The organism is Symbiopectobacterium sp. RP (genome assembly GCF_050472005.1).
GTDB lineage: Bacteria > Pseudomonadota > Gammaproteobacteria > Enterobacterales > Enterobacteriaceae > Symbiopectobacterium.
Window position 1 is genome coordinate 386,669 of sequence record NZ_JBGOGS010000001.1, and the last position, 23,322, is coordinate 409,990.

Here is a 23,322-nt window from a genome sequence, read left to right on the forward strand (position 1 = left end):
TTAATCAAATGCTAGGCTGTGTCCCTTAATTGCGTAACCGGCGGTAAAACAAGCGGATGCAGCCCAGTTGCACCATTGCTAGATAGTTTCTTGCCATTTTTTCATAACGTGTGACGATCCGTCGATATTCCTTTAAACGGCCAAAACACCTTTCCACAACCTTGCGACGGCGATAAGCATCACGATCAAGTTGCGAGCGTCCATCTGAAGCCAGTTTTTCATTTGATTTTCGGGGGAATAACCGTTTTTATCCCTCTTTTTTTCAACTCGTTACGTAGTGCATTCCCAGAGTAGGCTTTGTCAGCCAGTACTGCATGGCCACGACGCTTCATGCTGCCGTTCTGGCGTTGCACGCCAATTCCGTCCAGGAGTCGTAACGCAAACAGGCTTTCGTGACCCTGCCCAGCACTCAGTTCGATGTTTAGCGGGATGCCGCTTCCGTCAGTCGCCATGTGGATTTTGGTGCCATAACCACCTCGTGAGCGACCCAGGCTATTATCGTTGGTAATATCGAGATGTTTTTTTGAGCGCCAGCTGTACATTTGAGCGCACGAATATTACTGCCATCCAGCACAGTGGCTGACCAGTCAACAAGTCCATGAGCATCAAGAAATGAAAGTAACTTATTGAAAATAATGTTAATAATTCTAGACTTTGACCATCTATTGAAACGGTTATAAGCGGTTTTCCATGGGGCGTAACGCTCAGGTAAATCACGCCATGGTGCGCCTGAACACAGTATCCAGAACATGCCGTTGAAGATTTTTCGATGTTCTGCCCACGGCCGGGCGGCCCGCGGAGATGTCAAAACGGTTGGCAACAAGGGCTCAATGATGGCCCATGCTTCATCAGAAAGATCGTAGCGAGCCATAATAAAAAGTGTCGTAAAAACATATGGATACTATAGCTCAAGCAATTAAGGGACACAGCCTAGTTATTGTAATAAGGGTTGAATAAATGAAAATCGCAATTGTTGGTACAGGCTATGTTGGCCTTTCCAATGCTATACTGCTGGCACAGCATCATCATGTTATAGCATTAGATATAGTTGATGAGAAAATAACACTCTTAAATAATCGCAAGTCCCCAATAGCCGATAGTGAAATAGAGAATTTTCTATCAAGCAGAAAACTTGACTTTAAGGCTACGGCGGATAAATCGCTTGCTTACACTGATGCTGATTTCATCATTGTAGCAACACCCACTGATTACGATCCAAAAACGAACTATTTTAATACTAAATCGCTCGAATCTGTAATTCGCGATGCGCTGACGATAAATTCAATGGCGTTAATTGTTATAAAGTCTACTATACCTGTAGGTTATACTGAAGAATTACGCAATAAATTCGGTACTGATAACATAATTTTCTCCCCTGAGTTTCTGCGCGAAGGTCGTGCGCTACACGATAATCTTTACCCATCACGTATCGTCATCGGTGAGCGTTCACAGCAGGCTAAAGAATTTGCCAACCTGTTACTTGAAGGTGCAATCAAAAAAGATGTGCCGGTCTTATTCACAGACTCAACTGAAGCAGAAGCCATCAAGCTGTTTTCTAATACCTATCTGGCAATGCGCGTAGCCTATTTCAACGAACTGGACAGCTATGCTCAGATTAACGGTTTGGATAGCAAACAAATTATTGATGGCGTAGGGTTAGATCCACGTATTGGCAGCCATTACAACAACCCGTCTTTTGGCTACGGTGGTTATTGCTTGCCTAAAGATACTAAGCAACTACTCGCTAACTATGCCAGTGTGCCAAATAGTCTGATTAGCGCGATTGTTGAAGCAAACCGTACTCGCAAAGATTTTATTGCTGATTCCATTATTGAGCGTGATCCTAAAGTGGTAGGCGTTTATCGCTTGGTGATGAAAGCAGACTCAGATAATTTCCGCGCATCGGCTATTCAAGGCGTGATGAAGCGTATTAAAGCCAAGGGTATTGAGGTTGTTGTTTACGAGCCAGTGCTTAAGGAGGAGACATTCTTCCGTTCTCGCGTTATCCGCGATCTTGAAGCATTCAAAGAAATGGCAGATGTGATTATCTCTAACCGTATGGCACCGGAATTGGCAGATGTCGCGGATAAGGTGTATACTCGCGATCTGTTCGGTTCAGATTAATAAGTTTGCAATAAAAGTGCAGATTTGCGAACACGCATTCAGTTACTGAAGCAGTAAACCCCTTGCCACCCACCGCCGATGGCGGTATTGTTAACGTGCACCTGCAAATTCAGGTGCCAAGATTGGAACCCTGCCTGACCTTATTGACGACACCAAGCGCGTTTGTGCTCTTTTTTGTCGTGCGCTTAGCTGCAATTCTATGGTGGGCCAAGCGGGGGCATCCCAAGATGCGCCGGTGTCAGTGAGGTCGGTAGTTCCAACCCCGTCCGGTCCCACCACCCAAGAGATTGGAACTTCTGGTGGTGGGTAAATACGATACTCGCTGGAGGCTGCCTTGTCAACGCCAAGATTATTGGCCGTTTTTCGCCATTTTTAATGTCCGCTATTGCTCATTAATGTTGCCCGCTTTCCGCCATTTCATCATCACTGACTGGTGTGGCGTTTTTTTGCCAGCACTCCGGCTTTGCGTTTTTCCTTTAACCGGTAGCTTTCTCCTTTGATGTTCAGTGTGGTTGAGTGGTGTAGCAGCCGATCCAAGATTGCTGTTGCCAGCACGTTATCGCCGAACATCTCTCCCCAGTCGGCGAACCCTTATATTTGACGTCAGCACGATGCTCGCTTTTTCATACCGACGGTTCAGCAACCGGAAGAACAGACTGGCTTCCTCACTGCTCATCGGCAGATAGCCTATCTCATCCAGTATCAGTACCCGGGCGTAACCAAGCTGCTGTAGCTGTGTCTCCAGCCGGTTTTCCTGCTTTACCTTCATAAGTGTGGCGATCAGCTTATCCAGTGGCATGAACAGCACCCGGTGACCGGCATCAGCCGCTTTGACCCCCAGTGCTACTGCCAGGTGCGTTTTGCCCACACCTGGCGGCCCCAGCAGGATCACGTTTTCGCTACGCTCCACGAACGCCAGCCCGACCAGTTCCCGGACGACCTTACGATCGATACCTGGCTGGAAGCCGAAGTCGAACTACTCCAGCATTTTGACCCACGGGAAGCGGGCCTGTTTCAGCCGGGACTCCATACCGCGCTGATGTCTCCCGTTCCATTCCTGTTTCAGCGCCATGCACAGGAACTCGCGGTAGTTCAGCTCTTTTTTGGCCGCCTGCTCCAGCAGGCTTTCGACGTGGTAGCCCAGATGTTCCATTTTCAGATGACCCAGCAGTATCTCCAGTTCATGCATCACAACAGCTCCTCATACGCACTCAGCAGCCGATGTTCCACCTGACTGACCTGCTGTCAGAGCGGGGCGTAGTGCTCCGGCACGGTCTGACAGCCGGATGTAGCCGAACAGAGCCGGCGCGATGCCACCTGCTGCTCATTACAGTAGATCCTCAGTTCATCATCCAGCGAGATCCGTATTGAGACCGGGTGGCCACACAGGCTTTCCGGCACGCTGTAACGGTTCCCACCAAGCTCTATATAGCCATCCCAGGAGACATGCCGGATATCGAAGTAACGGGTATCAAAGTCAGTATCCGGTAACGGCTGCAGATGCACCTGTTCCTGCGTGAAGCGCTATTCCAGTGTCTGCCTGAACTGGCGAAGTTCCCTCCTGTCGGCAACGTCAGCCATCCACTGCTCCAGTAACTGATTATAGCCAACCGACTTAAAAATGATTACAGCCAATGCCCTGATATGTGGCAAAAAATACACCTAATTGTTATCAAAATAATGTCGCTTGGCTATAACATGGGCGAAGCTGTCGAACCGGCGGTACCGGACGAAGAAGTTCTCCTTGAGGTATTTTACCATCCGCTCCACCTTACCTTTGCTGCTGGCCCTTCGCGGGCGGCAGGCCCGTGGCAGGAAGCCATAGTGATCAGCCAGCAGCAGGAGCCCGAAGTTGAACACCACCTTCCCGTTGTTATTTTTCAGCACTGCGGCTTTCTGGTTATCGACCAACACGGTTTTCACGCTGCCGCCGAAGTAACGGAAGGCGCGAACCAGTGACTCATAGGTATATTCAGCATCCTGTTTTGGTGCCGCGAAGACATGGAAGCGACGTGAGAACCCGAGCGTGTTAACCGTGAAGTTAACCCTGCATCGTTGCCCGGCAACCTCAGCCTCAACTTCCCCCAGTCATGCTGAAGCTGCTAACCGGGCTGAGTTTCGAAGCGAACCGTTTTCTTCGATGGCCGCATCTTACGTTTGGGCTGGATGTAGTAACGCAACATGGAGCGTCCACCGGTATAACCCATCGCTTTAATTTCCGCGAGGATGACCTCGCCGTTCCAGACGTTCTCTGCCAGACGCATGTCGATATAGTCCATGAACGGCCTGAGTTTGGCCATTTTGTGGCGTGTTTTTCTGGCCGGAGGTTCCGGGTATTTCAGGTAGCGTCTGACAGTCCGCTCAGAGCAACCAACCTGAGTGGCAATATCGACAATATACGCACCCTGCTGGCGCATTTGCTTTATCATGTAAAAGTCCTCTCTGCTCAGCATGCTGATGTCCTTTCTGGTGTGAAAACCTCAAGGAAACAACATGTTGGGTGGAGCGGACAATCCAAATGGTGAATTACCGTCTTATATAGCCAAGCGACTTAATTTTGATTACACCATATGGACTGAGAACAAAATCTCTGTAGAGCCTGTTTAAGATTTTGTGTAAATGCCTTTCCTCAGAAGTGACCGTCAAGACGGTCACCGAACTCGATAATAAAGCGACTCATTGCCATACGCCAGTCCTGTAAGGGCATCGTCCATTTCTGTGATGCCGCCTGGATTGCCAGCCATACGACCTTCTTCACCGAGTCATCAGTCGGGAACACCTTGCGTTTCTTGATTGCATGCCGGATAGCGGTGATCCCATGTCCCACCGATACCCTGCATCACGTCTCCAGCGCCTGAAGCGCGGCCTCTTCGGTTGGAGCCTGATACACTGCTTTGAGGTCGCGTGTTACCGCCTTATAGTCCTTCCAGGCAACGAAGCGCAGACTGTTGCGCACCATGTGCACGATGCACAACTGGATGCGGGCTTCCAGGTAGACCGTGTTGATGCCATCCGGGAACCCTTTCAGGCCGTCCACACAGGCAATGAGGATGTCGGTCAGGCCACGGTTTTTCAGTTCTCTCAGCACGTTCAGCCAGAACTTTGCGCCTTCATTTTCGACCAGCCACATCCCCAGTAGCTCTTTCTGGCCTTCGATATTGATACCCAGCGCCAAGAACACAGACTTATTGATAACGCGGCTGTCCTGCCGGACTTTCAGAACGATACAGTCAAGGTAAACAATGGGATAAACCGCATCCAAGGGACGATTTTGCCATTCAACAACCTGCTCCATAACGGCATCGGTGACCTTCGATACCAGGGCGGGTGAGACATTCACGTCATATACCCAAACGACTTAAAAATGATTACATCCAATGCCCTGATATGTGGCAAAAAATACAGCTAATTGTTATCAAAATAATGTCGCTTGGCTATACATTTCTTTGAACGCAGCGGCAATTTCGCGGGTGGTCATCCCTTTGGCATACAACGATAAAATCTGGTTATCCATCCCGGTGAGCCGGGTCTGCTTCTTCTTCACCAGCTGCGGTTCAAAGGAACCATCACGATCACGTGGTGTACGCAGTTCCAGCGGACCATCGCCGGTGGTAACAGTTTTTGTGGAGTAGCCATTGCGCGTGTTAGTTCCAGATTTGGACTGGTGCTTCTCATGCCCGAGGTGATGGGTCATTTCAGCATTAAGAGCAGCTTCAACGCTGATCTTTTTCAGCAGGCGATCAAACTGGTTGAGATTGTCAGGGGTTTTGAGATTTTTGGCCAGCTCGTTAGCCAGAGCCTGTAACTGTTTTTCGTCCATAAAGTAACCTGCTTTTGATGTTGGATTGAACATATCAAAATCAGGCAATTACACAATCTCGTGTACAGGCTCCTTGGTTACGATCTTGATTGTACATTTCATGATTTGAAGGCTAAAGGTATCTCGGATTACATGGGTAGCACAAAGGATAAGCAGCTATTCAGTGGACACAAATCTGAAAGCCAAGTCTTAGTATACGACAGGAAGGTAAAGGTTACCCCCTCTTTAGATGTACCTGAGATTAAGCCAGAGAAGCGATAATACGCTAGCAATACGCTAAGTGGCGTTTTCGGCACCTATAGAGGTCAGATAATCCATTGATAAATATGGCAGGGGCGGAGAGACTCGAACTCCCAACACCCGGTTTTGGAGACCGGTGCTCTACCAATTGAACTACGCCCCTAAATAGGGTGGCGGAACGGACGGGACTCGAACCCGCGACCCCCTGCGTGACAGGCAGGTATTCTAACCGACTGAACTACCGCTCCACCGATACTTTTTCATTACCAGACACCGTCTGATAATCAATATAAAAACCTGGCAGTTCCCTACTCTCACATGGGGAAGCCCCACACTACCATCGGCGCTACGGCGTTTCACTTCTGAGTTCGGCATGGGGTCAGGTGGGACCACCGCGCTATCGCCGCCAGGCATATTCTGTTTTATCTTACCCGTCCTCACGGACCAGCAAGACCAATCTGTCTACAAGCTGAACTTCACGAGTTCTGATTCTCTACACCAACACCAAAACACCTTCGGCGTTGTAAGGTTAAGCCTCACAGGTCATTAGTACTGGTTAGCTCAATGCATCGCTGCACTTACACACCCAGCCTATCTACGTCGTCGTCTTCAACGACCTTTCAGCGTCCTCTAGGGACAAGGGAGAACTCATCTCGGGGCAAGTTTCGTGCTTAGATGCTTTCAGCACTTATCTCTTCCGCACGTAGCTACCGGGCAATGCCATTGGCATGACAACCCGAACACCAGTGGTGCGTTCACTCCGGTCCTCTCGTACTAGGAGCAACCCCCCCCAATTCTCCAACGCCCACGGCAGATAGGGACCGAACTGTCTCACGACGTTCTAAACCCAGCTCGCGTACCACTTTAAATGGCGAACAGCCATACCCTTGGGACCTACTTCAGCCCCAGGATGTGATGAGCCGACATCGAGGTGCCAAACACCGCCGTCGATATGAACTCTTGGGCGGTATCAGCCTGTTATCCCCGGAGTACCTTTTATCCGTTGAGCGATGGCCCTTCCATTCAGAACCACCGGATCCTAAGACCTACTTTCGTACCTGCTCGAGCCGTCACTCTCGCAGTCAAGCTAGCTTATGCCTTTGCACTAACCTCCTGATGTCCGACCAGGATTAGCTAACCTTCGTGCTCCTCCGTTACTCTTTGGGAGGAGACCGCCCCAGTCAAACTACCCACCAGACACTGTCCCCAGTCCGGATTACGGACCCAGGTTAGAACATCAAACATTAAAGGGTGGTATTTCAAGGTTGGCTCCATGCAGACTGGCGTCCACACTTCAAAGCCTCCCACCTATCCTACACATCAAGGCTCAAGGTTCAGTGTCAAGCTATAGTAAAGGTTCACGGGGTCTTTCCGTCTTGCCGCGGGTACACTGCATCTTCACAGCGAGTTCAATTTCACTGAGTCTCGGGTGGAGACAGCCTAGCCATCATTCGCACTTCTGATACAGCCAAGCGACATTATTTTTTTGCCACATATCAGGGCATTGGCTGTAATCATTTTTAAGTCGGTTAGCTATACCTTCAGCAAACCTCACAGTTCAGAGCCTGTTTAAGATTTTGTGTAAACGCCTTTCCTCAGAAGTGACCGTCAAGACGGTCACCGAACTCGATAATAAAGCGACTCATTGCCATACGCCAGTCCTGTAAGGGCATCGTCCATTTCTGTGATACCGCCTGGATTGCCAGCCATACGACCTTCTTCACCGAGTCATCAGTCGGGAACACCTTGCGTTTCTTGATTGCATGCCGGAGCACGCTGTTCAGTGATTCTATAGCGTTCGTCGTGTAGATTACCTTGCGAAGTTCCTGGGGGTACGAGAAGAATGTCGACAGGTTGGCCCAGTTTGACTGCCAGCTCCGGCTTATCTGCGGATAGCAGTGATCCCATGTCCCACCGAACGTCTCCAGCGCCTGAAACGCTGCCTCTTCGGTTGGAGCCTGATACACTGCTTTGAGGTCGCGTGTTACCGCCTTATAGTCCTTCCAGGCAACGAAGCGCAGACTGTTGCGCACCATGTGCACGATGCACAACTGGATGCGGGCTTCCGGGTAGACCGTGTTGATGGCATCCGGGAACCCTTTCAGGCCATCCACACTGGCAATGAGGATGTCGGTCAGGCCACGGTTTTTCAGTTCTGTCAGCACGTTCAGCCAGAACTTCGCGCCTTCATTTTCGGCCAGCCACATCCCCAGTAGCTCTCTGACCTTCGATATTGATACCCAGCGCCAGGAACACAGACTTATTGATAACGCGGCTGTCCTGCCGTGCTTTCAGAACGATACAGTCAAGGTAAACAATGGGATAAACCGCATCAAGGGGGCGATTTTGCCATTCAACAACCTGCTCCATAACGGCATCGGTGACCTTCGATACCAAGCGGGTGAGACATCCGCGTCATACAGTTCTTTGAACGCAGCAGCAATTTCGCGGGTGGTCATCCCTTTGGCATACAACGATAAAATCTGGTTATCCATCCCGGTGAGCCGGGTCTGCTTCTTCTTCAGCAGTTGCGGTTCAAAGGAATCATCACGATCACGTGGTGTACGCAGCTCCAGCGGACCATCGCCGGTGGCAATAGTCTTTGTGGAGTAGCCATTGCGCGTGTTAGTTCCAGATTTGGACTGGGGCTTCTTATGCCCGAGGTGATGGGTCATTTCAGCATTAAGGGCAGCTTCAACGCTGATCTTTTTCAGCAGGCGATCAAACTGGTTGAGAGCGTCAGGGGTTTTGAGATTTTTGGCCAGCTCGTTAGCCAGAGCCTGTAACTGTTTTTCGTCCATAAAGTAACCTGCTTTTGATGTTGGATTAAACATATCAAAATCAGGCAATTACACAATCTCGTGTACAGGCTCATTTAACGCGTTAGCTCCGGAAGCCACGCCTCAAGGGCACAACCTCAAAATCGACATCGTTTACAGTGTGGACTACCAAGGTATCTAATCCTGTTTGCACCCCACGCTTTCGCACCTGAGCGTCAGTCTTCGTCCTAGGGGCCGCCTTCGTTACCGGTATTCCTCCAGATCTCTACGCATTTCACCGCTACATCTGGAATTCTACCCCCCTCTACGAGACTCTAGCTTGCCAGTTTTGAATGCAGTTCCCAAGTTAAGCCCGGGGATTTCACATCCAACTTAACAAACCGCCTGCGTGCGCTTTACGCCCAGTCATTCCGATTAACGCTTGCACCCTCCGTATTACCGCGGCTGCTGGCACGGAGTTAGCCGGTGCTTCTTCTGCGAGTCACGTCAATCAGCAAGGTTATTAACCTTGCTGCCTTCCTCCTCGCTGAAAGTGCTTTACAACCCGAAGGCCTTCTTCACACACGCGGCATGGCTGCATCAGGCTTTCGCCCATTGTGCAATGTTCCCCACTGCTGCCTCCCGTAGGAGTCTGGACCGTGTCTCAGTTCCAGTGTGGCTGGTCATCCTCTCAGACCAGCTAGGGATAGTCGCCTAGGTGAGCCATTACCCCACCTACTAGCTAATCCCATCTGGGCACATCTGATGGCGTGAGGCCCGAAGGTCCCCCACTTTGGTCTTGCGACGTTATGCGGTATTAGCTACCGTTTCCAGTAGTTATCCCCCTCCATCAGGCAGTTTCCCAAGCATTACTCACCCGTCCGCCGCTCGTCACCCGGGGAGCAAGCTCCCTTGTGCTACCGATCGACTTGCATGTGTTAGGCCTGCCGCCAGCGTTCAATCTGAGCCATGATCAAACTCTTCAATTTAAAGTTTGATTTGCTTCTACTCGAGAAGCGATGCTCAAAAAATTATTACTGTTAGTTCGTAATGAATTAACTGATGTTCACTCTTCTTAAGCCCTGAGGCTTTACGATAAAGTCCCGTGAGGGCCCACACAGATTGTCTGATTAATTGTTAAAGAGCGTTGCCACATCTACCGTGGCACGGGAGGCGTATACTACGCTGCACCGCTGAAAAGTCAACGTTAATTTTTCAATTTCGCGTTTAACTTTCCGACTGTTACCGCAACTGCGTGTCGCTGTTGCCGTGTCAGTGGTGGCGCAGTATAGGGATTTCCGCGCAGCCTGCAATAGGTATCTTGAATAAAATTGACTGTTTGCTGAATTCCACAGCAAAACCCCGCTTTATACCAACTTTTGCACAATGTTATCCACAAATGAGATTCTCCCTAAAATTAGACGAGCATCACGCAAACGTTTTCGCTACAATTCTCCCGCGCAAAATTACCGCACAAGAACAGAATAGGAATGCAGTTTTATCCAGATAAAGATAAAAACAGCAAAACTTCATTCATATACTGTTCTTTTATGCCTAAGGGATACATCACCATGTCACAACCTCGTCCTATCCACCGCGCTTTACTCAGCGTTTCTGACAAAGCCGGTATTGTCGAATTTGCTCAGGCGCTTTCTCAACGTGGCGTGGAGCTGCTTTCCACTGGCGGTACTGCCCGCCTGTTGGCTGATGCGGGTTTACCCGTCACTGAAGTGTCCGACTATACGGGCTTCCCAGAGATGATGGATGGTCGCGTTAAAACCCTGCACCCAAAAGTACACGGCGGGATCCTGGGTCGTCGCGGCACGGATGACGCCATTATGGCAGAACATGACATCAGCCCCATTGATATGGTGGTGGTAAACCTGTATCCCTTCGCGCAAACGGTGGCCCGCCCCGATTGTTCACTGGCTGATGCCGTCGAAAATATCGATATTGGCGGCCCGACCATGGTGCGTTCCGCCGCCAAGAACCATAACGATGTCGCTATCGTGGTAAAAAGCAGTGACTACACTGACATCATCAACGAAATGGATGCCAATGCGCGTTCCCTGACGTTAGAAACTCGCTTCAATCTGGCGATTAAAGCCTTTAAACATACCGCGGCCTACGACAGCATGATTGCCAACTACTTTGGCACGATGGTTCCTCCTTACCACGGAGAGACAGATAAGCCGGCCGGCCACTTCCCGCTCACGCTGAACCTGAACTTCATCAAGAAGCAGGACATGCGTTACGGCGAGAACAGCCATCAGCAGGCCGCCTTCTATATTGAAGAGACGCTGAAAGAGGCCTCTGTTGCGACAGCAGAACAGTTGCAGGGTAACGCGCTGTCTTACAACAATATTGCTGACACCGATGCGGCACTGGAGTGCGTAAAAGAGTTCGCCGAACCGGCCTGCGTCATCGTGAAACACGCCAACCCCTGTGGCGTTGCTATTGGTGAGTCTATTCTGGCGGCCTACGAGCGCGCTTACAAAACCGACCCTACCTCTGCATTTGGCGGCATCATCGCATTTAACCGCGAATTGGACGAAGTCACCGCGCAAGCGATCATCACTCGTCAGTTTGTAGAAGTGATCATCGCGCCCTCAACCAGTGCAGCGGCCTTGAAAGTAACAGCGGCAAAACAGAACGTGCGCGTCCTCATTTGCGGCCAATGGCAGCAACGCGTTTCCGGGCTGGATTTCAAACGCGTCAACGGTGGCCTGCTGGTACAGGATCGCGATCTGGGCATGGTTGATGCGGGTCAACTGCGCGTTGTCACAGAGCGTCAACCGACAGAAACCGAACTGCGCGATGCACTGTTCTGCTGGAAAATCGCGAAGTTCGTCAAATCCAATGCCATCGTCTATGCCCGTGATAATATGACTGTCGGCATCGGTGCAGGACAGATGAGCCGCGTCTATTCCGCAAAAATCGCGGGAATTAAAGCAGGTGACGAAGGATTGCAGATTGAAGGCTCCGTAATGGCCTCTGATGCGTTCTTCCCGTTCCGTGACGGTATCGATGCCGCCGCCGCCGTTGGCATTACCTGTGTGATTCAGCCGGGAGGTTCCATTCGTGATGACGAGGTTATCACCGCCGCTAACGAACACGGCATTGCCATGATCTTCACCGACATGCGCCATTTCCGCCACTAATTCAGGATATGACACAGATGAACATTTTAATCATTGGTAATGGCGGGCGCGAACACGCGCTGGCGTGGAAAGCCGCCCAGTCGCCGCTGGCAGATAATGTCTATGTCGCGCCCGGTAATGCGGGTACGGCACGTGAGCCTGCGCTGCAAAACGTGGCGATCTCCGCTACCGATATTCCGGCGCTGGTTGCTTTTGCCCAGGAAAAACAGATTAGTTTGACGATCGTTGGTCCTGAAGCACCGCTGGTGATTGGCGTGGTTGATGCTTTCCGTGCTGCGGGTCTGACGATTTTTGGCCCGACTCAAGCTGCCGCACAATTGGAAGGCTCCAAGGCCTTTACCAAAGACTTCCTAGCGCGCCAGCAGATCCCCACCGCGTTCTACCAGAATTTCACCGAGGTTGAGCCTGCACTAACCTATGTGCGTAAGCACGGTGCGCCTATCGTGATCAAGGCTGACGGCCTGGCGGCGGGCAAAGGCGTTATCGTTGCCATGACGCAGGAAGAAGCGGAAAACGCGGTTCAGGATATGCTTGCAGGCAATGCGTTTGGTGATGCCGGGCACCGTATCGTCATCGAGGAGTTTCTGGAAGGGGAAGAGGCCAGCTTTATCGTCATGGTCGACGGCGATAACGTATTGCCCATGGCCACCAGCCAAGACCACAAACGTGTGGGCGATAAAGACACTGGCCCGAACACGGGCGGTATGGGCGCATACTCTCCTGCCCCGGTGGTGACCGATGAGATCCACCAACGCGTGATGGATCAGGTGATTTGGCCAACCGTACGCGGCATGAAGGCTGAGGAAAACACCTATACCGGTTTCCTGTATGCCGGGTTGATGATCGATGACGCGGGCCAACCTAAGGTGATCGAATTTAACTGCCGCTTTGGCGATCCGGAAACACAACCGATCATGATGCGCCTGCGCTCGGATCTGGTGGAGATGTGTCTGGCAGCCTGTGAGGGCAAGCTGGATCAGACAACGTCCGTCTGGGATGAGCGCCCGGCGCTGGGCGTGGTGATTGCGGCAGGCGGTTACCCCGGTGACTACGCTTCCGGCGATGTCATCAGCGGCTTACCACAGGAAGAAGTGGAAGGCAGCAAAGTGTTTCAGGCTGGCACCGCACTGCGTGGAAATGACGTAGTCACCAGCGGTGGGCGCGTGCTGTGCGTGACCGCCTTGGGTAGCACTGTCGCACTGGCGCAGCAGAAAGCGTATGAGGTTGCCAAAGATATCCGCTGGAACGGCAGTTTCTACCGCAATGATATCGGCTACCGCGCCATTGCTCGTGAGCAAAAGCAATAATGCGGGAGTGATAGGTGGTATTCCCCTTCTTCGTCCTCGGCGTAGGCCGGGGACCTCTGGCAGAAGAAACGCGTTTAACCTGTGAGAGATTCCCGCCTACGCGGGAATGACAAAGAGTATGCAGGAACGACAAGAAGTAGGCGGGAATGACGGGTAGATTTAACCCTACTCGCTGGCAAACGGCTTCCATTGGCACAAGTCTTCCTCAGCCACCAGCAGCAGTTGCGTTCCCGCAGGGGCATCCAACCACACCACGCGCAGCGTGACATCGGGGCGATGCTGTCGCTGTTCCGCTATCCATCTCAGCGAGAGCAGATCAAAATCAGGGCTGACATTCTGCCCATCACAGGTGAGCACGCGATTGCCCTGTAGCACCCCCTGACGCAGTTTCACACTGCCAGTGCGTAACACCTCGCTGAGTTCCAGCACCCGCTTGGCATCAAACTGAAACAGCGCTATCTCATCGTCAGACACGCTTTCACGCCGATCGTCGAGTTGCCGTTGCATAAAGCTCACCGTGCCATCGTCAGCAAAACGAAGATGGAGGCTTTCCGGATGGGCACAACGATAACTGCGCTTTATTTCACGCAGATGGTCTTGAACAAACAGATAACGCGTTTCCACCCCGTGCAGATTGGGCCACAGGTTATCATCCTGCAACGCATTGGAGAGCGTCACTAACTGCGTGCTGTGTTGTTGGCTGTCATCCTTGCGCCACACGCGCACCACCGCACGATCGCCTACATAGCCAGTGGAGGAGGTCGTTGGCGGTGGTGAATGGCTGGAACAGGCGGTGATCAATCCGGCGATAACCACCGAGCCCAACCTGCGCCACAAAAGCAAAAGGGGCGCTAACGCCCCTTTGCTTGAATCCTTCACTGGCATTCGCTTATTTAACAGCGTCTTTCAGTGCTTTGCCCGAAACAAATGCCGGGACATTCGCCGCAGCGATTTTGATTTCTTTACCCGTTTGCGGGTTGCGGCCAGTGCGCTCGTTACGATGGTTCACTTTAAACGTACCAAAACCCACTAATTGTACTGCATCGCCTGCTTTCAGAGACTCAGTTACCGCGGCCAGAGTGGCTTCTAACGCTGTTTTAGCCTGAGCCTTGGACAGGTCAGCTTTGTCTGCAATCACATCAATCAGTTGAGTCTTATTCATAAGTTATCCTTACAGTGTGTTTATCGCTTGCTTAGCATCGAGTGCGACGGATATGCTCAAAAGCACTCTCCTGCATACACGCACCGACAGCCACTTTTTTACGCCCCCCAAATGTAGACCAGACAGGGGGCGGATGTGAAGCCCTTCAACTTGTCATTTAGGGCCTTAAATCACGTTTTATCGCCTTATTGGCCTAAATTTATGCCAGTATTGCTGCTTCCCGCAGGTAGGCGCGCAGCCCTTTAATCAATTCCAAATCACGCTCTTCGCATGCCGCCAGCAACCGAAAAATCTCCCACTGAATGTCCCATTCTTCTTCGATCGCGGGCAACATGTAGAGTTCTTCGTCCGTCATTTCACGGCCAGCTTGTGTCATTTCCAGCATCGCTACCGTGCGAATGGAGGTTTCGCTAATGGCAATCGCATGCTCGAGCGCGGCACCACTCAGCTTGCGAATGAATCAGTTCACCCAATGCAATGCATGCGTCAATGGCCGGATAGACACCGTATAAATCGTAATCATCCGCGGAGGGAATAGCGTCTTCCCATTTCTCCAGCTGGCTGTCGAAATTGACCTTGGCCTCTTTCACCACCAGCACTTCCCACACCAGATCGAGGATGCGGCGATACAGTTGCGCATCACCAAACTCGGTCTGGCGGCAGAATTCATAATAGTTCGGATACATACGCTCGCAAAGGCAAGCCATAAAAGTCACGTGCTGCCAGCTTTCCAGCTTCTCTAGGCGCAGGTGAATAGGATTAAGTAACATCGTCGACGCTAATTATTTTTAATGGCAGGCAGTGTACCTGAAAATTTTGCCTTGCCCTATGCCTGAATTCTTAAACTTACCGCATCCCGCCTGCATTATTGCGGATTTTCATGCAGCCAGCGTTGAAAGGCTGGCCGTTGTGAGGCAACGGCGTCCGCCTAACGCGTGGGTTCGGGTAAACGATAGCCCTGCTGGGAGCGTTTTACCCACATCAGCGCGCTGTTCAGACTCACTCGATGGCCGGTTGAGATAAAGAGCGGATTACAGGGTGCCTTGCTACGCCACACCCAGCCAATCTGTTCGTCATGGTCCATCAGCGCGCTTTGGCTACCGGCGGCTTCAGAAAGCGGGGCACTCTGACCACACAGCCGTTTTTTAGCCACGCCAATGGTCGGGACATCCATCAATAACCCAAAATGGCTGGCAACGCCCAACAGCTTGGGATGTGAAATACCGTGACCGTCAACAAACAGCAAATCATGCTTCTGCACCAACTGTTCCCACGCGGCCAACAGGCCAAGACACTCACGAAAAGAGAGCAACCCCGCCACATAGGGCATTACCGTCGGGATACGGGCAATCTGGTACTCAACCAGCTGAAGTGAAGGGTAGTGCAATATCGCAATCGCCGCCCGCGTCACCGTGCCCTCTTGCTCGAACCCGACATCAGCCCCTCCAATAAACCTGGACTCGACAAAGGGCAGGCTGTCAACATGCACGATCTCCTGCGCCCGCCGTTTCTGCTCCGCTTTCAATGCTTGCATATCCATCACCCTACTCCTTAAGGCGCGTCCAATCTTGATGATGGCGATTATTGATGGAACGGACGCGACAACCGGTGCACCGCATCCACAAAGGCACCGGCATGTTCCGGTGGCACATCCTGATGAATCCCGTGTCCCAAATTGAACACGTGGCCATTCCCCTGGCCGAACGCGGTCAAAATCGTCTCAACTTCTTGCTCGATACGCGCAGGTGGCGCATAGAGCATTGACGGGTCCATATTGCCTTGCAGCGCCACCTTGTCCCCAACCCGCATCCGCGCCTCACCAATATTCGTGGTCCAATCCAGACCCAGCGCATCGCACCCTGTCGCTGCCATCGCTTCCAGCCACTGACCGCCGCCTTTGGCAAACAGCGTCACCGGTACGCGCCGCCCCTCATGCTCACGCAGCAAACCGTCCACAATTTTGTGCATGTAGTGCAGTGAAAACTCACGGTAATCGCGCCCGCTCAACGCTCCGCCCCAGGTGTCGAAAATCATCACCGATTGCGCACCGGCCTTGATCTGCGCATTCAAATACAGAATCACACTGTCAGCCAGCTTATCCAGCAGCACGTGGAGCGTCTGTGGCTCAGCAAACAGCATTTTCTTGATAACCGTAAACGCCTTACTGCTGCCGCCTTCCACCATATAGGTTGCCAGCGTCCAGGGGCTGCCGGAAAAACCGATCAATGGCACCGCACCGGCCAGTTCGCGGCGAATGGTGCGAACCGCATCCATCACGTAGCCCAGCTCCTGTTCAGGATCGGGAACGTGCAATCGCGCCACATCCGCAGCGGTTCGAACCGTATGGGTAAAGCGCGGTCCTTCCCCCGTTTCGAAATAGAGTCCCAACTCCATGGCATCCGGCACGGTAAGAATATCGGAAAACAGGATGGCGGCATCCAGCGCATAGCGCCGAAGCGGTTGTAGCGTAACTTCACAAGCCAGCTCTGGATTTTTGCACAGCGACATAAAATCACCCGCCTGTGCGCGCGTTGCTTTGTACTCTGGCAGATAGCGACCTGCCTGGCGCATCATCCATACCGGCGTAACATCAACGGGTTGGCGCAGTAGCGCGCGCAGATAGCGATCATTTTTCAGGTCTGGCATGCGGTGTCCTTTTGTCATCCTAAGAGAGGGTCAAAACGCGATAACGAAACGATTGGCGCGAAGTGTAGCACGCCAACGACGCTATTCCTGCCCATCGCGACACAGTACTACAGTGTCTTCAATCAAACGTCGCGCGACCGTACCCGGCGGCGGGAGAATCGGCAGTTGATCGTAGCGGAACCAACCGGCATCTCTGAGCTCTTTGGGATCGTGGCGTAGGTCACCGTCGGCATACTCCGCCATGAATGCCATCATCAGCGAATGCGGGAACGGCCAAGGCTGTGAGCTGATGTAGCGCAAATTTTTAATACGAATATTGCTCTCTTCCATCACTTCACGGGCGACTGCCTGTTCGAGCGTTTCTCCCACTTCCACGAAACCTGCCAGCACGGTATACATATTGCCGCAGTGACGTTGGTGTTGCGCCAGCAAGATCTCTTCGCCACGCCGGATCGCCACGATCACACACGGGGCGATTTGTGGGTAATACCGCTCTTTACACTGCGGACACAAGCACGCCAGCTCCGTTTTGCTGTGCACCATTTTCTGCCCGCAATAGCCGCAAAACTGGTGCGAATGATAAAACTCGGCCAGTTGTACACCGCGTCCTGCCAGTTGAAACAGCGCCACGTCTTCATCCAGCAGTTGGCGTACAGAATCCATCTGCGACGTTTTCTGGTGACTGACCAGCCACACGCACTCCCCCTGCCACTCCCCTATCTTGCGTCCAACAATGCCTTCCAATCCGCACTGCGCCGCCATGCCATACGGGAGCTTCCCTTCGGGTAGCCACACTTGACTATCATGGCTGACCACCCACCACCCATGCTCATCACCTTTTAATGTTTGTTCCATATCTTTTCTATTGCTCCACAGACACTTCACTGGCATTTTAACTGTCAGGGATATGGCAGAATTCCATCGTCACCGATTGTTCTTTCTTATCAATGCACGGAGTCAACAATGTTAAACCAATTACAAAGTCTGACTGAGTACGTTGGTGGCAATAATGCGTTAATCGACCAATGGCTACAAGCGCGCAAGCAACTTCTGATTGCCTATTACCATCTGGTCGGCATTAAGCCAAACAAAGATAAACACACCCCGCTCGATGAGCAGGCGCTGGATGATTTTTGCCACAACCTTGTGGACTATCTTTCAGCCTGCCATTTCCATGTCTATGAGCGCATCTTGCAAGAGGCAGTCGCACTGAGCGATCAAAAGCTGGCGCAAACGCACCGTCTGGCGCTGACGTTACAGGCCAACACGCAATTCATTATGGATTTCTACGACAGCAGTCTGGCGACCGCCATCGATCACGACAACAGCATTGAGTTTCAGCAAGCGCTGTCAAGCGTCGGCGAAGCCATGGCGGAACGCTTTGCTCTGGAAGATCGATTGATTCGTCTGGTCATTGATAAAGAATAACACCATCGCCCCACCTTACATTTTGACAGTATCTCTCAGACGACCTAAAGTGTTAGCGTTTTATTAACCTCATGGTAATGGGGTTATTGCCTGGTAAACAGCCGCTGTGCTGAATATCGGGCGTATCTTGTCGGAGTGCCTAGCGTGTTTATGTCCTACATAAACCGCAGGCTGAGACCGTTTATCCGGGATCCGCGGAACCTGATCAGGTTAAAACCTGCGAAGGGAACAAGAGTAATCCATTCTGTTTTGTCACCGTTATCAACGCCATGTTGTTACCGGCATAGCGCGTAAAATCGGGGCCAAGACAACCATAATTACTCCCTGCGAGCTCCAGACAAGCATTTTTCCTTAACCATAATCAGGAACATGCTATGTCTCAATCACCCGCTACAACGCCAAAAACCCCGTCTAGCCGTCGCGAAAAGCGCGAAGCCGCCGAGGCGTTTATTCATAACTTGCGCGGCACCACCTTCCCTAACTCCACGCGTATCTACCTTACTGGGTCGCGCAGTGATATCCGTGTACCGATGCGGGAAATCGCCCTTAGCCCAACGCTGTTAGGTGGCGACAAAGACAATCCTCGCTATGAACCTAACGAAGCCGTGCCGGTGTATGACACGGCAGGGCCGTATGGCGATCCCGACGCACGGCCGGACGTGCGTACCGGGCTGGTCAAACTGCGTGCCGATTGGATTGCTGAACGTAACGACACCGAGCCACTTTCTGGCGTCAGTTCCCGTTTTACCCAGCAGCGATTGGCGGATGCCGGGTTAGATCACCTGCGCTTTGAACAGTTACCGCAGCCCAAACGTGCCCACTCAGGCAAGTGCGTCACACAGTTGCACTATGCGCACCAAGGGATCATCACGCCGGAAATGGAGTTTATCGCCATCCGCGAGAACATGGGACGTGAGCGTATTCGCAGTGAAGTGTTGCGCCACCAGCACCCGGGACAAAGCTTTGGCGCGATCCTGCCGGACAACATCACCCCGGAATTTGTGCGCCAAGAAGTCGCCGCAGGCCGTGCCATCATCCCGTCCAACATCAATCACCCCGAATCTGAACCGATGATTATCGGGCGCAATTTTCTGGTCAAGGTGAACGCTAACATCGGCAACTCTGCGCTCACCTCGTCTATCGAGGAAGAGGTGGAAAAACTGGTCTGGTCCACGCTGTGGGGGGCCGATACCGTGATGGATCTCTCCACCGGACGCTATATTCACGAAACCCGCGAGTGGATACTGCGCAACAGCCCAGTACCAATTGGCACCGTTCCTATTTATCAGGCACTAGAGAAGGTCAATGGTGTGGCGGAAAACCTCACGTGGGAAATGTTCCGCGATACGCTGCTTGAGCAAGCAGAGCAAGGGGTTGATTACTTCACCATTCACGCGGGGGTGCTGCTGCGCTATGTGCCGATGACCGCACAGCGCCTGACCGACATCGTATCGCGCGGCGGCTCCATCATGGCGAAGTGGTGCCTGTCGCACCATCAGGAGAACTTTCTTTACGTCCACTTCCGTGAAATCTGCGAGATTTGTGCAACCTACGATGTTGCCCTGTCGCTGGGCGATGGCTTGCGTCCCGGCTCCATTCAGGATGCCAACGATCAGGCACAGTTTGCCGAGCTGCATACCTTGGGTGAGTTGACCAACATCGCCTGGGAGTATGACGTGCAAGTGATGATTGAAGGGCCGGGGCATGTGCCGATGCAGATGATTCGCCGCAACATGACCGAAGAGTTGGAGCACTGCCACGAAGCGCCGTTCTATACATTGGGGCCGCTGACCACCGATATCGCCCCCGGCTATGACCACTTCACTTCCGGTATCGGGGCCGCGATGATTGGCTGGTTCGGTTGCGCCATGCTCTGCTACGTTACACCGAAAGAACACCTTGGGCTGCCCAACAAAGAGGATGTGAAGCAGGGGCTTATCACCTACAAGATAGCCGCACATGCAGCCGATCTGGCGAAAGGACATCCCGGTGCGCAGATCCGCGATAACGCCATGTCCAAAGCACGCTTTGAGTTTCGTTGGGAAGACCAGTTCAATCTGGCGCTCGACCCGACAACCGCACGCGCCTATCACGATGAAACCCTGCCGCAAGAATCCGGCAAAGTGGCACACTTCTGTTCCATGTGCGGCCCCAAATTCTGCTCGATGAAAATTTCGCAGGAAGTGCTTGAATACGCGGAAAAAAATCTCACCCCAACTGTGGAAGCGCAGCCGATAGAAGTCGGCATGGCAGAGATGTCGGTCCAATTCCGAGCGCGCGGCAGCGAGCTCTACCACAGTGCCACGACACTGCTCGGGGAGGAAGCCAAATGAATCTGGCATTTCCCGCGACCGCCCCCCTGCTAGGACTTTATCCGGTAGTGGACAGTGTAACCTGGATCGAGCGCCTGCTCAGTGCTGGCGTAAAAACCATCCAGTTACGCATTAAGGACAACACCGCAGAACAAGCTGAGACCGCCATCATGCAGGCCATCGCGCTCGGGCAGGATTATCAGGCACGCTTGTTTATTAACGATTTTTGGCAACTTGCTGTCAAACATCGGGCATACGGCGTGCATCTGGGCCAAGAGGATCTGGATAGCGCCGATCTGGAGGCAATCCGCAATGCGGGGCTACGTTTGGGGATTTCAACCCACGACGACGTGGAACTGGCTCGCGCCGTAGCGCTCAAACCGTCTTATATCGCCCTCGGGCATATCTTCCCAACACAAACCAAAGAGATGCCCTCCGCTCCGCAGGGCGTGAGCGAATTGAAGCGTCACATTGACGCGCTACAAGGACGTTTCCCTACCGTGGCCATTGGCGGCATCAGTATTGACCGCGTGCCGAACGTGCTGGCTACCGGCGTCGGCAGTATTGCAGTGCTCAGCGCAATCACGCAGGCCGCCGACTGGCGCCAGGCCACTGCCACCCTGCTTAGCCTGATTGAAAATCAGGAGGGTCATGATGCTTAACGATCCGGCACTGAGCGATCAAGAGTTCTTACGCTACAGCCGTCAATTGCTGCTGGAAGATATCGGCCCGGAAGGACAAGAAAGGCTGAAAAAATCCCGCGTGCTGCTGGTCGGCATGGGCGGGCTAGGCGCGCCCGCCGCGCTCTATCTCGCTGCCGCTGGAGTCGGCAGCTTGACGATCGCCGATGACGAGCAACTGCATATTTCCAATCTACAACGGCAAATCCTCTATCGCACGCAGGATATTTCTCGCCCCAAAGCCACGCTCGCCAAACAGCAGCTCTTGGCACTCAACCCGTTAACCGAGGTGGTAACGCTCACTGAGCGTCTCGCAGGAACGCCCTTACACCACGCGGTGAACGCCGCTGGTCAGCGGCAGTGCGGTTGGTTTTAGCGGACAGTTGCTGGTGCTAACGCCCCCCTACCCACACTGCTGTTACGCCTGTCTCTATCCAGAGCGACAGAACCGCAGCGTAACTGCCGCACCGCCGGTGTGCTCGGCCCAGTGGTCGGGGTCATCGGCACGCTTCAGGCGCTGGAAGCCATCAAACTACTGGCGGGGTTGCCTTCCGCCAATAACCTGCGTAGCAGTGCACCAGCACTGCGCTGAAGCCATTTTTCTACATCATGACCGGCACCTTTCAGCAGCTTAAAAAAGGATTCAATACCCCAGCGCCAGTAATACCAGCGAGCGACTTCCGCGCTGGTGAGATCGTTGCTAACGTTTGTGAGCAGCGTCCAGCGTCCGATAAATTTACCGTGAGTATCAGTAAGGCGAACCACAACTAATCTGAGTGTCAGAGCTACGCCTGGCTGAACTTTCACTCGCCGTCCGGTGTTCTTGTCTTTCCGCTTCGCTTTTGCTGTTCGCGTTATGATCACGAATGTTTCCCCGATCTCCATATTGACTTTTTTCCCTTTCCAGCCAACCTGTCCGTTTGCGATAAATGGCAGATCGTCTGCAATTTCACCAATTTTACGGGTGTCACCGCCCCACTCGGCCCGATGCCCTTCCTTTCCCCGGATAAGCCAACATGTTCCCTGGGAGCTTAATGTGCGCATATGCCCGATAGGGTCACCTTCACGGTCAATGAGATGAACTAACTTCTTCCCGGTATCAAGAGATTCAACGCGGGCGATATCAGCCGTCAAAGCATCCATATGAGTCAGACTCTCAGACAAGCCCTCGGTTAGCGTTGAACGACAACCCGCCCTATCGGTTAGAGTTTGAGACAGGGGCGCTATTGGTAAACCATTTGCAGCATCAAGCAGTAGGCGGGTTTGTAGTTCATAACCGACGTCGCCACCATGCGTCATTTTCAAACGTTCTTCTTTCCCATTGTGGGTACGAAACTGTAAATGAGACCAGTCGTGAACGACGGGAGCGTATGGATGCGGGCTAAGTGCAACCTGCCGGAGAGCCAGCGAAATAATCGGTTCATTGAGCTGACTGAAGCTAATACGTTCATTATTAAAAAAACGCCAAACGGCCTGAGTAGTGGCGAATGTTGTTTTCTGCGCGCAGGCAAGGTCTTTAACAGCTGACGCCAATGGTGCTGCAGGAGTCATGTGTTGCTTAACCAGACGCTGATAACGCCGGTTAAGGCGGGCATCAATCCCACCGATGGATAAGTTGAGATCATGCAGCAACGTAATAGCAGATATTGCAAAAGATGTGTAGATACCTATGGCCTTCGCCGG

General features: G+C 52.4%; 11 protein-coding genes, 2 tRNA genes, 1 rRNA gene, 10 pseudogenes, 1 riboswitch and 2 other annotated features. Of the genes and pseudogenes, 9 read left to right on the forward strand and 15 right to left on the reverse strand.

Annotation, left to right across the window (positions count from 1 at the left end; translation table 11 throughout):
- Window positions 1–25: 25 nt before the first annotated feature.
- Window positions 26–871: pseudogene (locus tag ACD630_RS02455) on the reverse strand (IS5 family transposase).
- 86 nt (window positions 872–957) lie between these two features.
- On the opposite strand from ACD630_RS02455, the gene ACD630_RS02460 reads away from it, so the two are divergent.
- Entirely contained in the window at window positions 958–2,124 is a 1,167-nt protein-coding gene (locus ACD630_RS02460; RefSeq protein WP_430358016.1) for a nucleotide sugar dehydrogenase, read from the forward strand.
- Between the two features lie 109 nt (window positions 2,125–2,233).
- Window positions 2,234–2,434: pseudogene (locus ACD630_RS02465) on the forward strand (ash family protein); the annotation flags it as partial.
- Window positions 2,435–2,516: 82 nt separating this feature from the next.
- Here ACD630_RS02465 and istB read toward each other — a convergent pair.
- The 3 pseudogenes from istB to ACD630_RS02480 form a co-directional block, all read right to left on the reverse strand.
- Window positions 2,517–3,313: pseudogene (gene istB, locus ACD630_RS02470) on the reverse strand (IS21-like element helper ATPase IstB).
- A 56-nt stretch (window positions 3,314–3,369) separates the two neighbouring features.
- A pseudogene (gene istA / locus ACD630_RS02475) lies at window positions 3,370–4,577 on the reverse strand (IS21 family transposase).
- A gap of 176 nt (window positions 4,578–4,753) precedes the next feature.
- Window positions 4,754–5,944 (reverse strand): annotated as a pseudogene (locus tag ACD630_RS02480) (IS256 family transposase).
- Window positions 5,945–6,028: 84 nt separating this feature from the next.
- On the opposite strand from ACD630_RS02480, the pseudogene ACD630_RS02485 reads away from it, so the two are divergent.
- A pseudogene (locus ACD630_RS02485) lies at window positions 6,029–6,205 on the forward strand (tyrosine-type recombinase/integrase); the annotation flags it as partial.
- A gap of 66 nt (window positions 6,206–6,271) precedes the next feature.
- Here the strand turns inward: ACD630_RS02485 and ACD630_RS02490 are convergent.
- The 4 genes and pseudogenes from ACD630_RS02490 to ACD630_RS02505 form a co-directional block, all read right to left on the reverse strand.
- Window positions 6,272–6,347 (reverse strand) — tRNA-Trp (locus ACD630_RS02490).
- An 8-nt stretch (window positions 6,348–6,355) separates the two neighbouring features.
- Window positions 6,356–6,432 (reverse strand) — tRNA-Asp (locus tag ACD630_RS02495).
- A gap of 47 nt (window positions 6,433–6,479) precedes the next feature.
- A 5S ribosomal RNA gene (gene rrf, locus ACD630_RS02500) occupies window positions 6,480–6,595 on the reverse strand.
- A 127-nt stretch (window positions 6,596–6,722) separates the two neighbouring features.
- Window positions 6,723–7,594 (reverse strand) — a sequence feature (23S ribosomal RNA rRNA prediction is too short).
- Window positions 7,595–7,779: 185 nt separating this feature from the next.
- Window positions 7,780–8,985 (reverse strand): annotated as a pseudogene (locus tag ACD630_RS02505) (IS256 family transposase).
- 37 nt (window positions 8,986–9,022) lie between these two features.
- Window positions 9,023–9,932, reverse strand: a sequence feature (16S ribosomal RNA rRNA prediction is too short).
- Between the two features lie 582 nt (window positions 9,933–10,514).
- Between ACD630_RS02505 and purH the strand changes: the two are divergent.
- Together purH and purD are read left to right on the forward strand one after the other, a co-directional pair.
- Window positions 10,515–12,104, forward strand: a complete 1,590-nt coding sequence (purH, locus tag ACD630_RS02510; protein WP_430359857.1) for a bifunctional phosphoribosylaminoimidazolecarboxamide formyltransferase/IMP cyclohydrolase — start codon at window positions 10,515–10,517, stop codon at window positions 12,102–12,104.
- Window positions 12,105–12,121: 17 nt separating this feature from the next.
- Complete coding sequence (gene purD / locus ACD630_RS02515; RefSeq protein WP_430358017.1) at window positions 12,122–13,411, forward strand: phosphoribosylamine--glycine ligase; 1,290 nt, start codon at window positions 12,122–12,124, stop codon at window positions 13,409–13,411.
- Window positions 13,412–13,576: 165 nt separating this feature from the next.
- Here the strand turns inward: purD and ACD630_RS02520 are convergent, their stop codons facing one another.
- The 6 genes and pseudogenes from ACD630_RS02520 to nudC form a co-directional block, all read right to left on the reverse strand.
- Window positions 13,577–14,296 (reverse strand): DUF1481 domain-containing protein, encoded by a 720-nt coding sequence (locus ACD630_RS02520; RefSeq protein WP_430358018.1) that lies wholly within the window; start codon window positions 14,294–14,296, stop codon window positions 13,577–13,579.
- A 4-nt stretch (window positions 14,297–14,300) separates the two neighbouring features.
- Window positions 14,301–14,573 (reverse strand): nucleoid-associated protein HU-alpha, encoded by a 273-nt coding sequence (gene hupA, locus ACD630_RS02525; RefSeq protein ID WP_430358019.1) that lies wholly within the window; start codon window positions 14,571–14,573, stop codon window positions 14,301–14,303.
- A gap of 199 nt (window positions 14,574–14,772) precedes the next feature.
- Window positions 14,773–15,343: pseudogene (locus tag ACD630_RS02530) on the reverse strand (YjaG family protein).
- 161 nt (window positions 15,344–15,504) lie between these two features.
- Window positions 15,505–16,116: pseudogene (gene nfi, locus ACD630_RS02535) on the reverse strand (deoxyribonuclease V); the annotation flags it as partial.
- A 38-nt stretch (window positions 16,117–16,154) separates the two neighbouring features.
- A complete protein-coding gene (gene hemE, locus ACD630_RS02540) occupies window positions 16,155–17,219 on the reverse strand; it encodes a uroporphyrinogen decarboxylase (protein WP_430358020.1) in 1,065 nt (354 codons plus the stop codon).
- Between the two features lie 81 nt (window positions 17,220–17,300).
- On the reverse strand, window positions 17,301–18,074 hold the full coding sequence (nudC, locus tag ACD630_RS02545; protein ID WP_430358021.1) for an NAD(+) diphosphatase: 774 nt from the start codon (window positions 18,072–18,074) through the stop codon (window positions 17,301–17,303).
- A 108-nt stretch (window positions 18,075–18,182) separates the two neighbouring features.
- On the opposite strand from nudC, the gene rsd reads away from it, so the two are divergent.
- The 4 genes and pseudogenes from rsd to ACD630_RS02565 form a co-directional block, all read left to right on the forward strand.
- On the forward strand, window positions 18,183–18,647 hold the full coding sequence (gene rsd / locus ACD630_RS02550; RefSeq protein WP_430358022.1) for a sigma D regulator: 465 nt from the start codon (window positions 18,183–18,185) through the stop codon (window positions 18,645–18,647).
- Window positions 18,648–18,768: 121 nt separating this feature from the next.
- Window positions 18,769–18,892: riboswitch (TPP riboswitch) on the forward strand.
- A 129-nt stretch (window positions 18,893–19,021) separates the two neighbouring features.
- On the forward strand, window positions 19,022–20,980 hold the full coding sequence (thiC, locus tag ACD630_RS02555) for a phosphomethylpyrimidine synthase ThiC (RefSeq protein WP_430358023.1): 1,959 nt from the start codon (window positions 19,022–19,024) through the stop codon (window positions 20,978–20,980).
- Entirely contained in the window at window positions 20,977–21,621 is a 645-nt protein-coding gene (thiE, locus tag ACD630_RS02560) for a thiamine phosphate synthase (RefSeq protein ID WP_430358024.1), read from the forward strand. The genes thiC and thiE overlap by 4 nt, the downstream gene beginning before the upstream one ends.
- Window positions 21,614–22,195, forward strand: a pseudogene (locus ACD630_RS02565) (HesA/MoeB/ThiF family protein); the annotation flags it as partial. The gene thiE and the pseudogene ACD630_RS02565, both read left to right, overlap by 8 nt.
- Here ACD630_RS02565 and ACD630_RS02570 read toward each other — a convergent pair.
- On the reverse strand, window positions 22,150–23,271 hold the full coding sequence (locus ACD630_RS02570; protein ID WP_430358025.1) for a hypothetical protein: 1,122 nt from the start codon (window positions 23,269–23,271) through the stop codon (window positions 22,150–22,152). The pseudogene ACD630_RS02565 and the gene ACD630_RS02570 overlap by 46 nt on opposite strands.
- Window positions 23,272–23,322 lie beyond the last annotated feature (51 nt).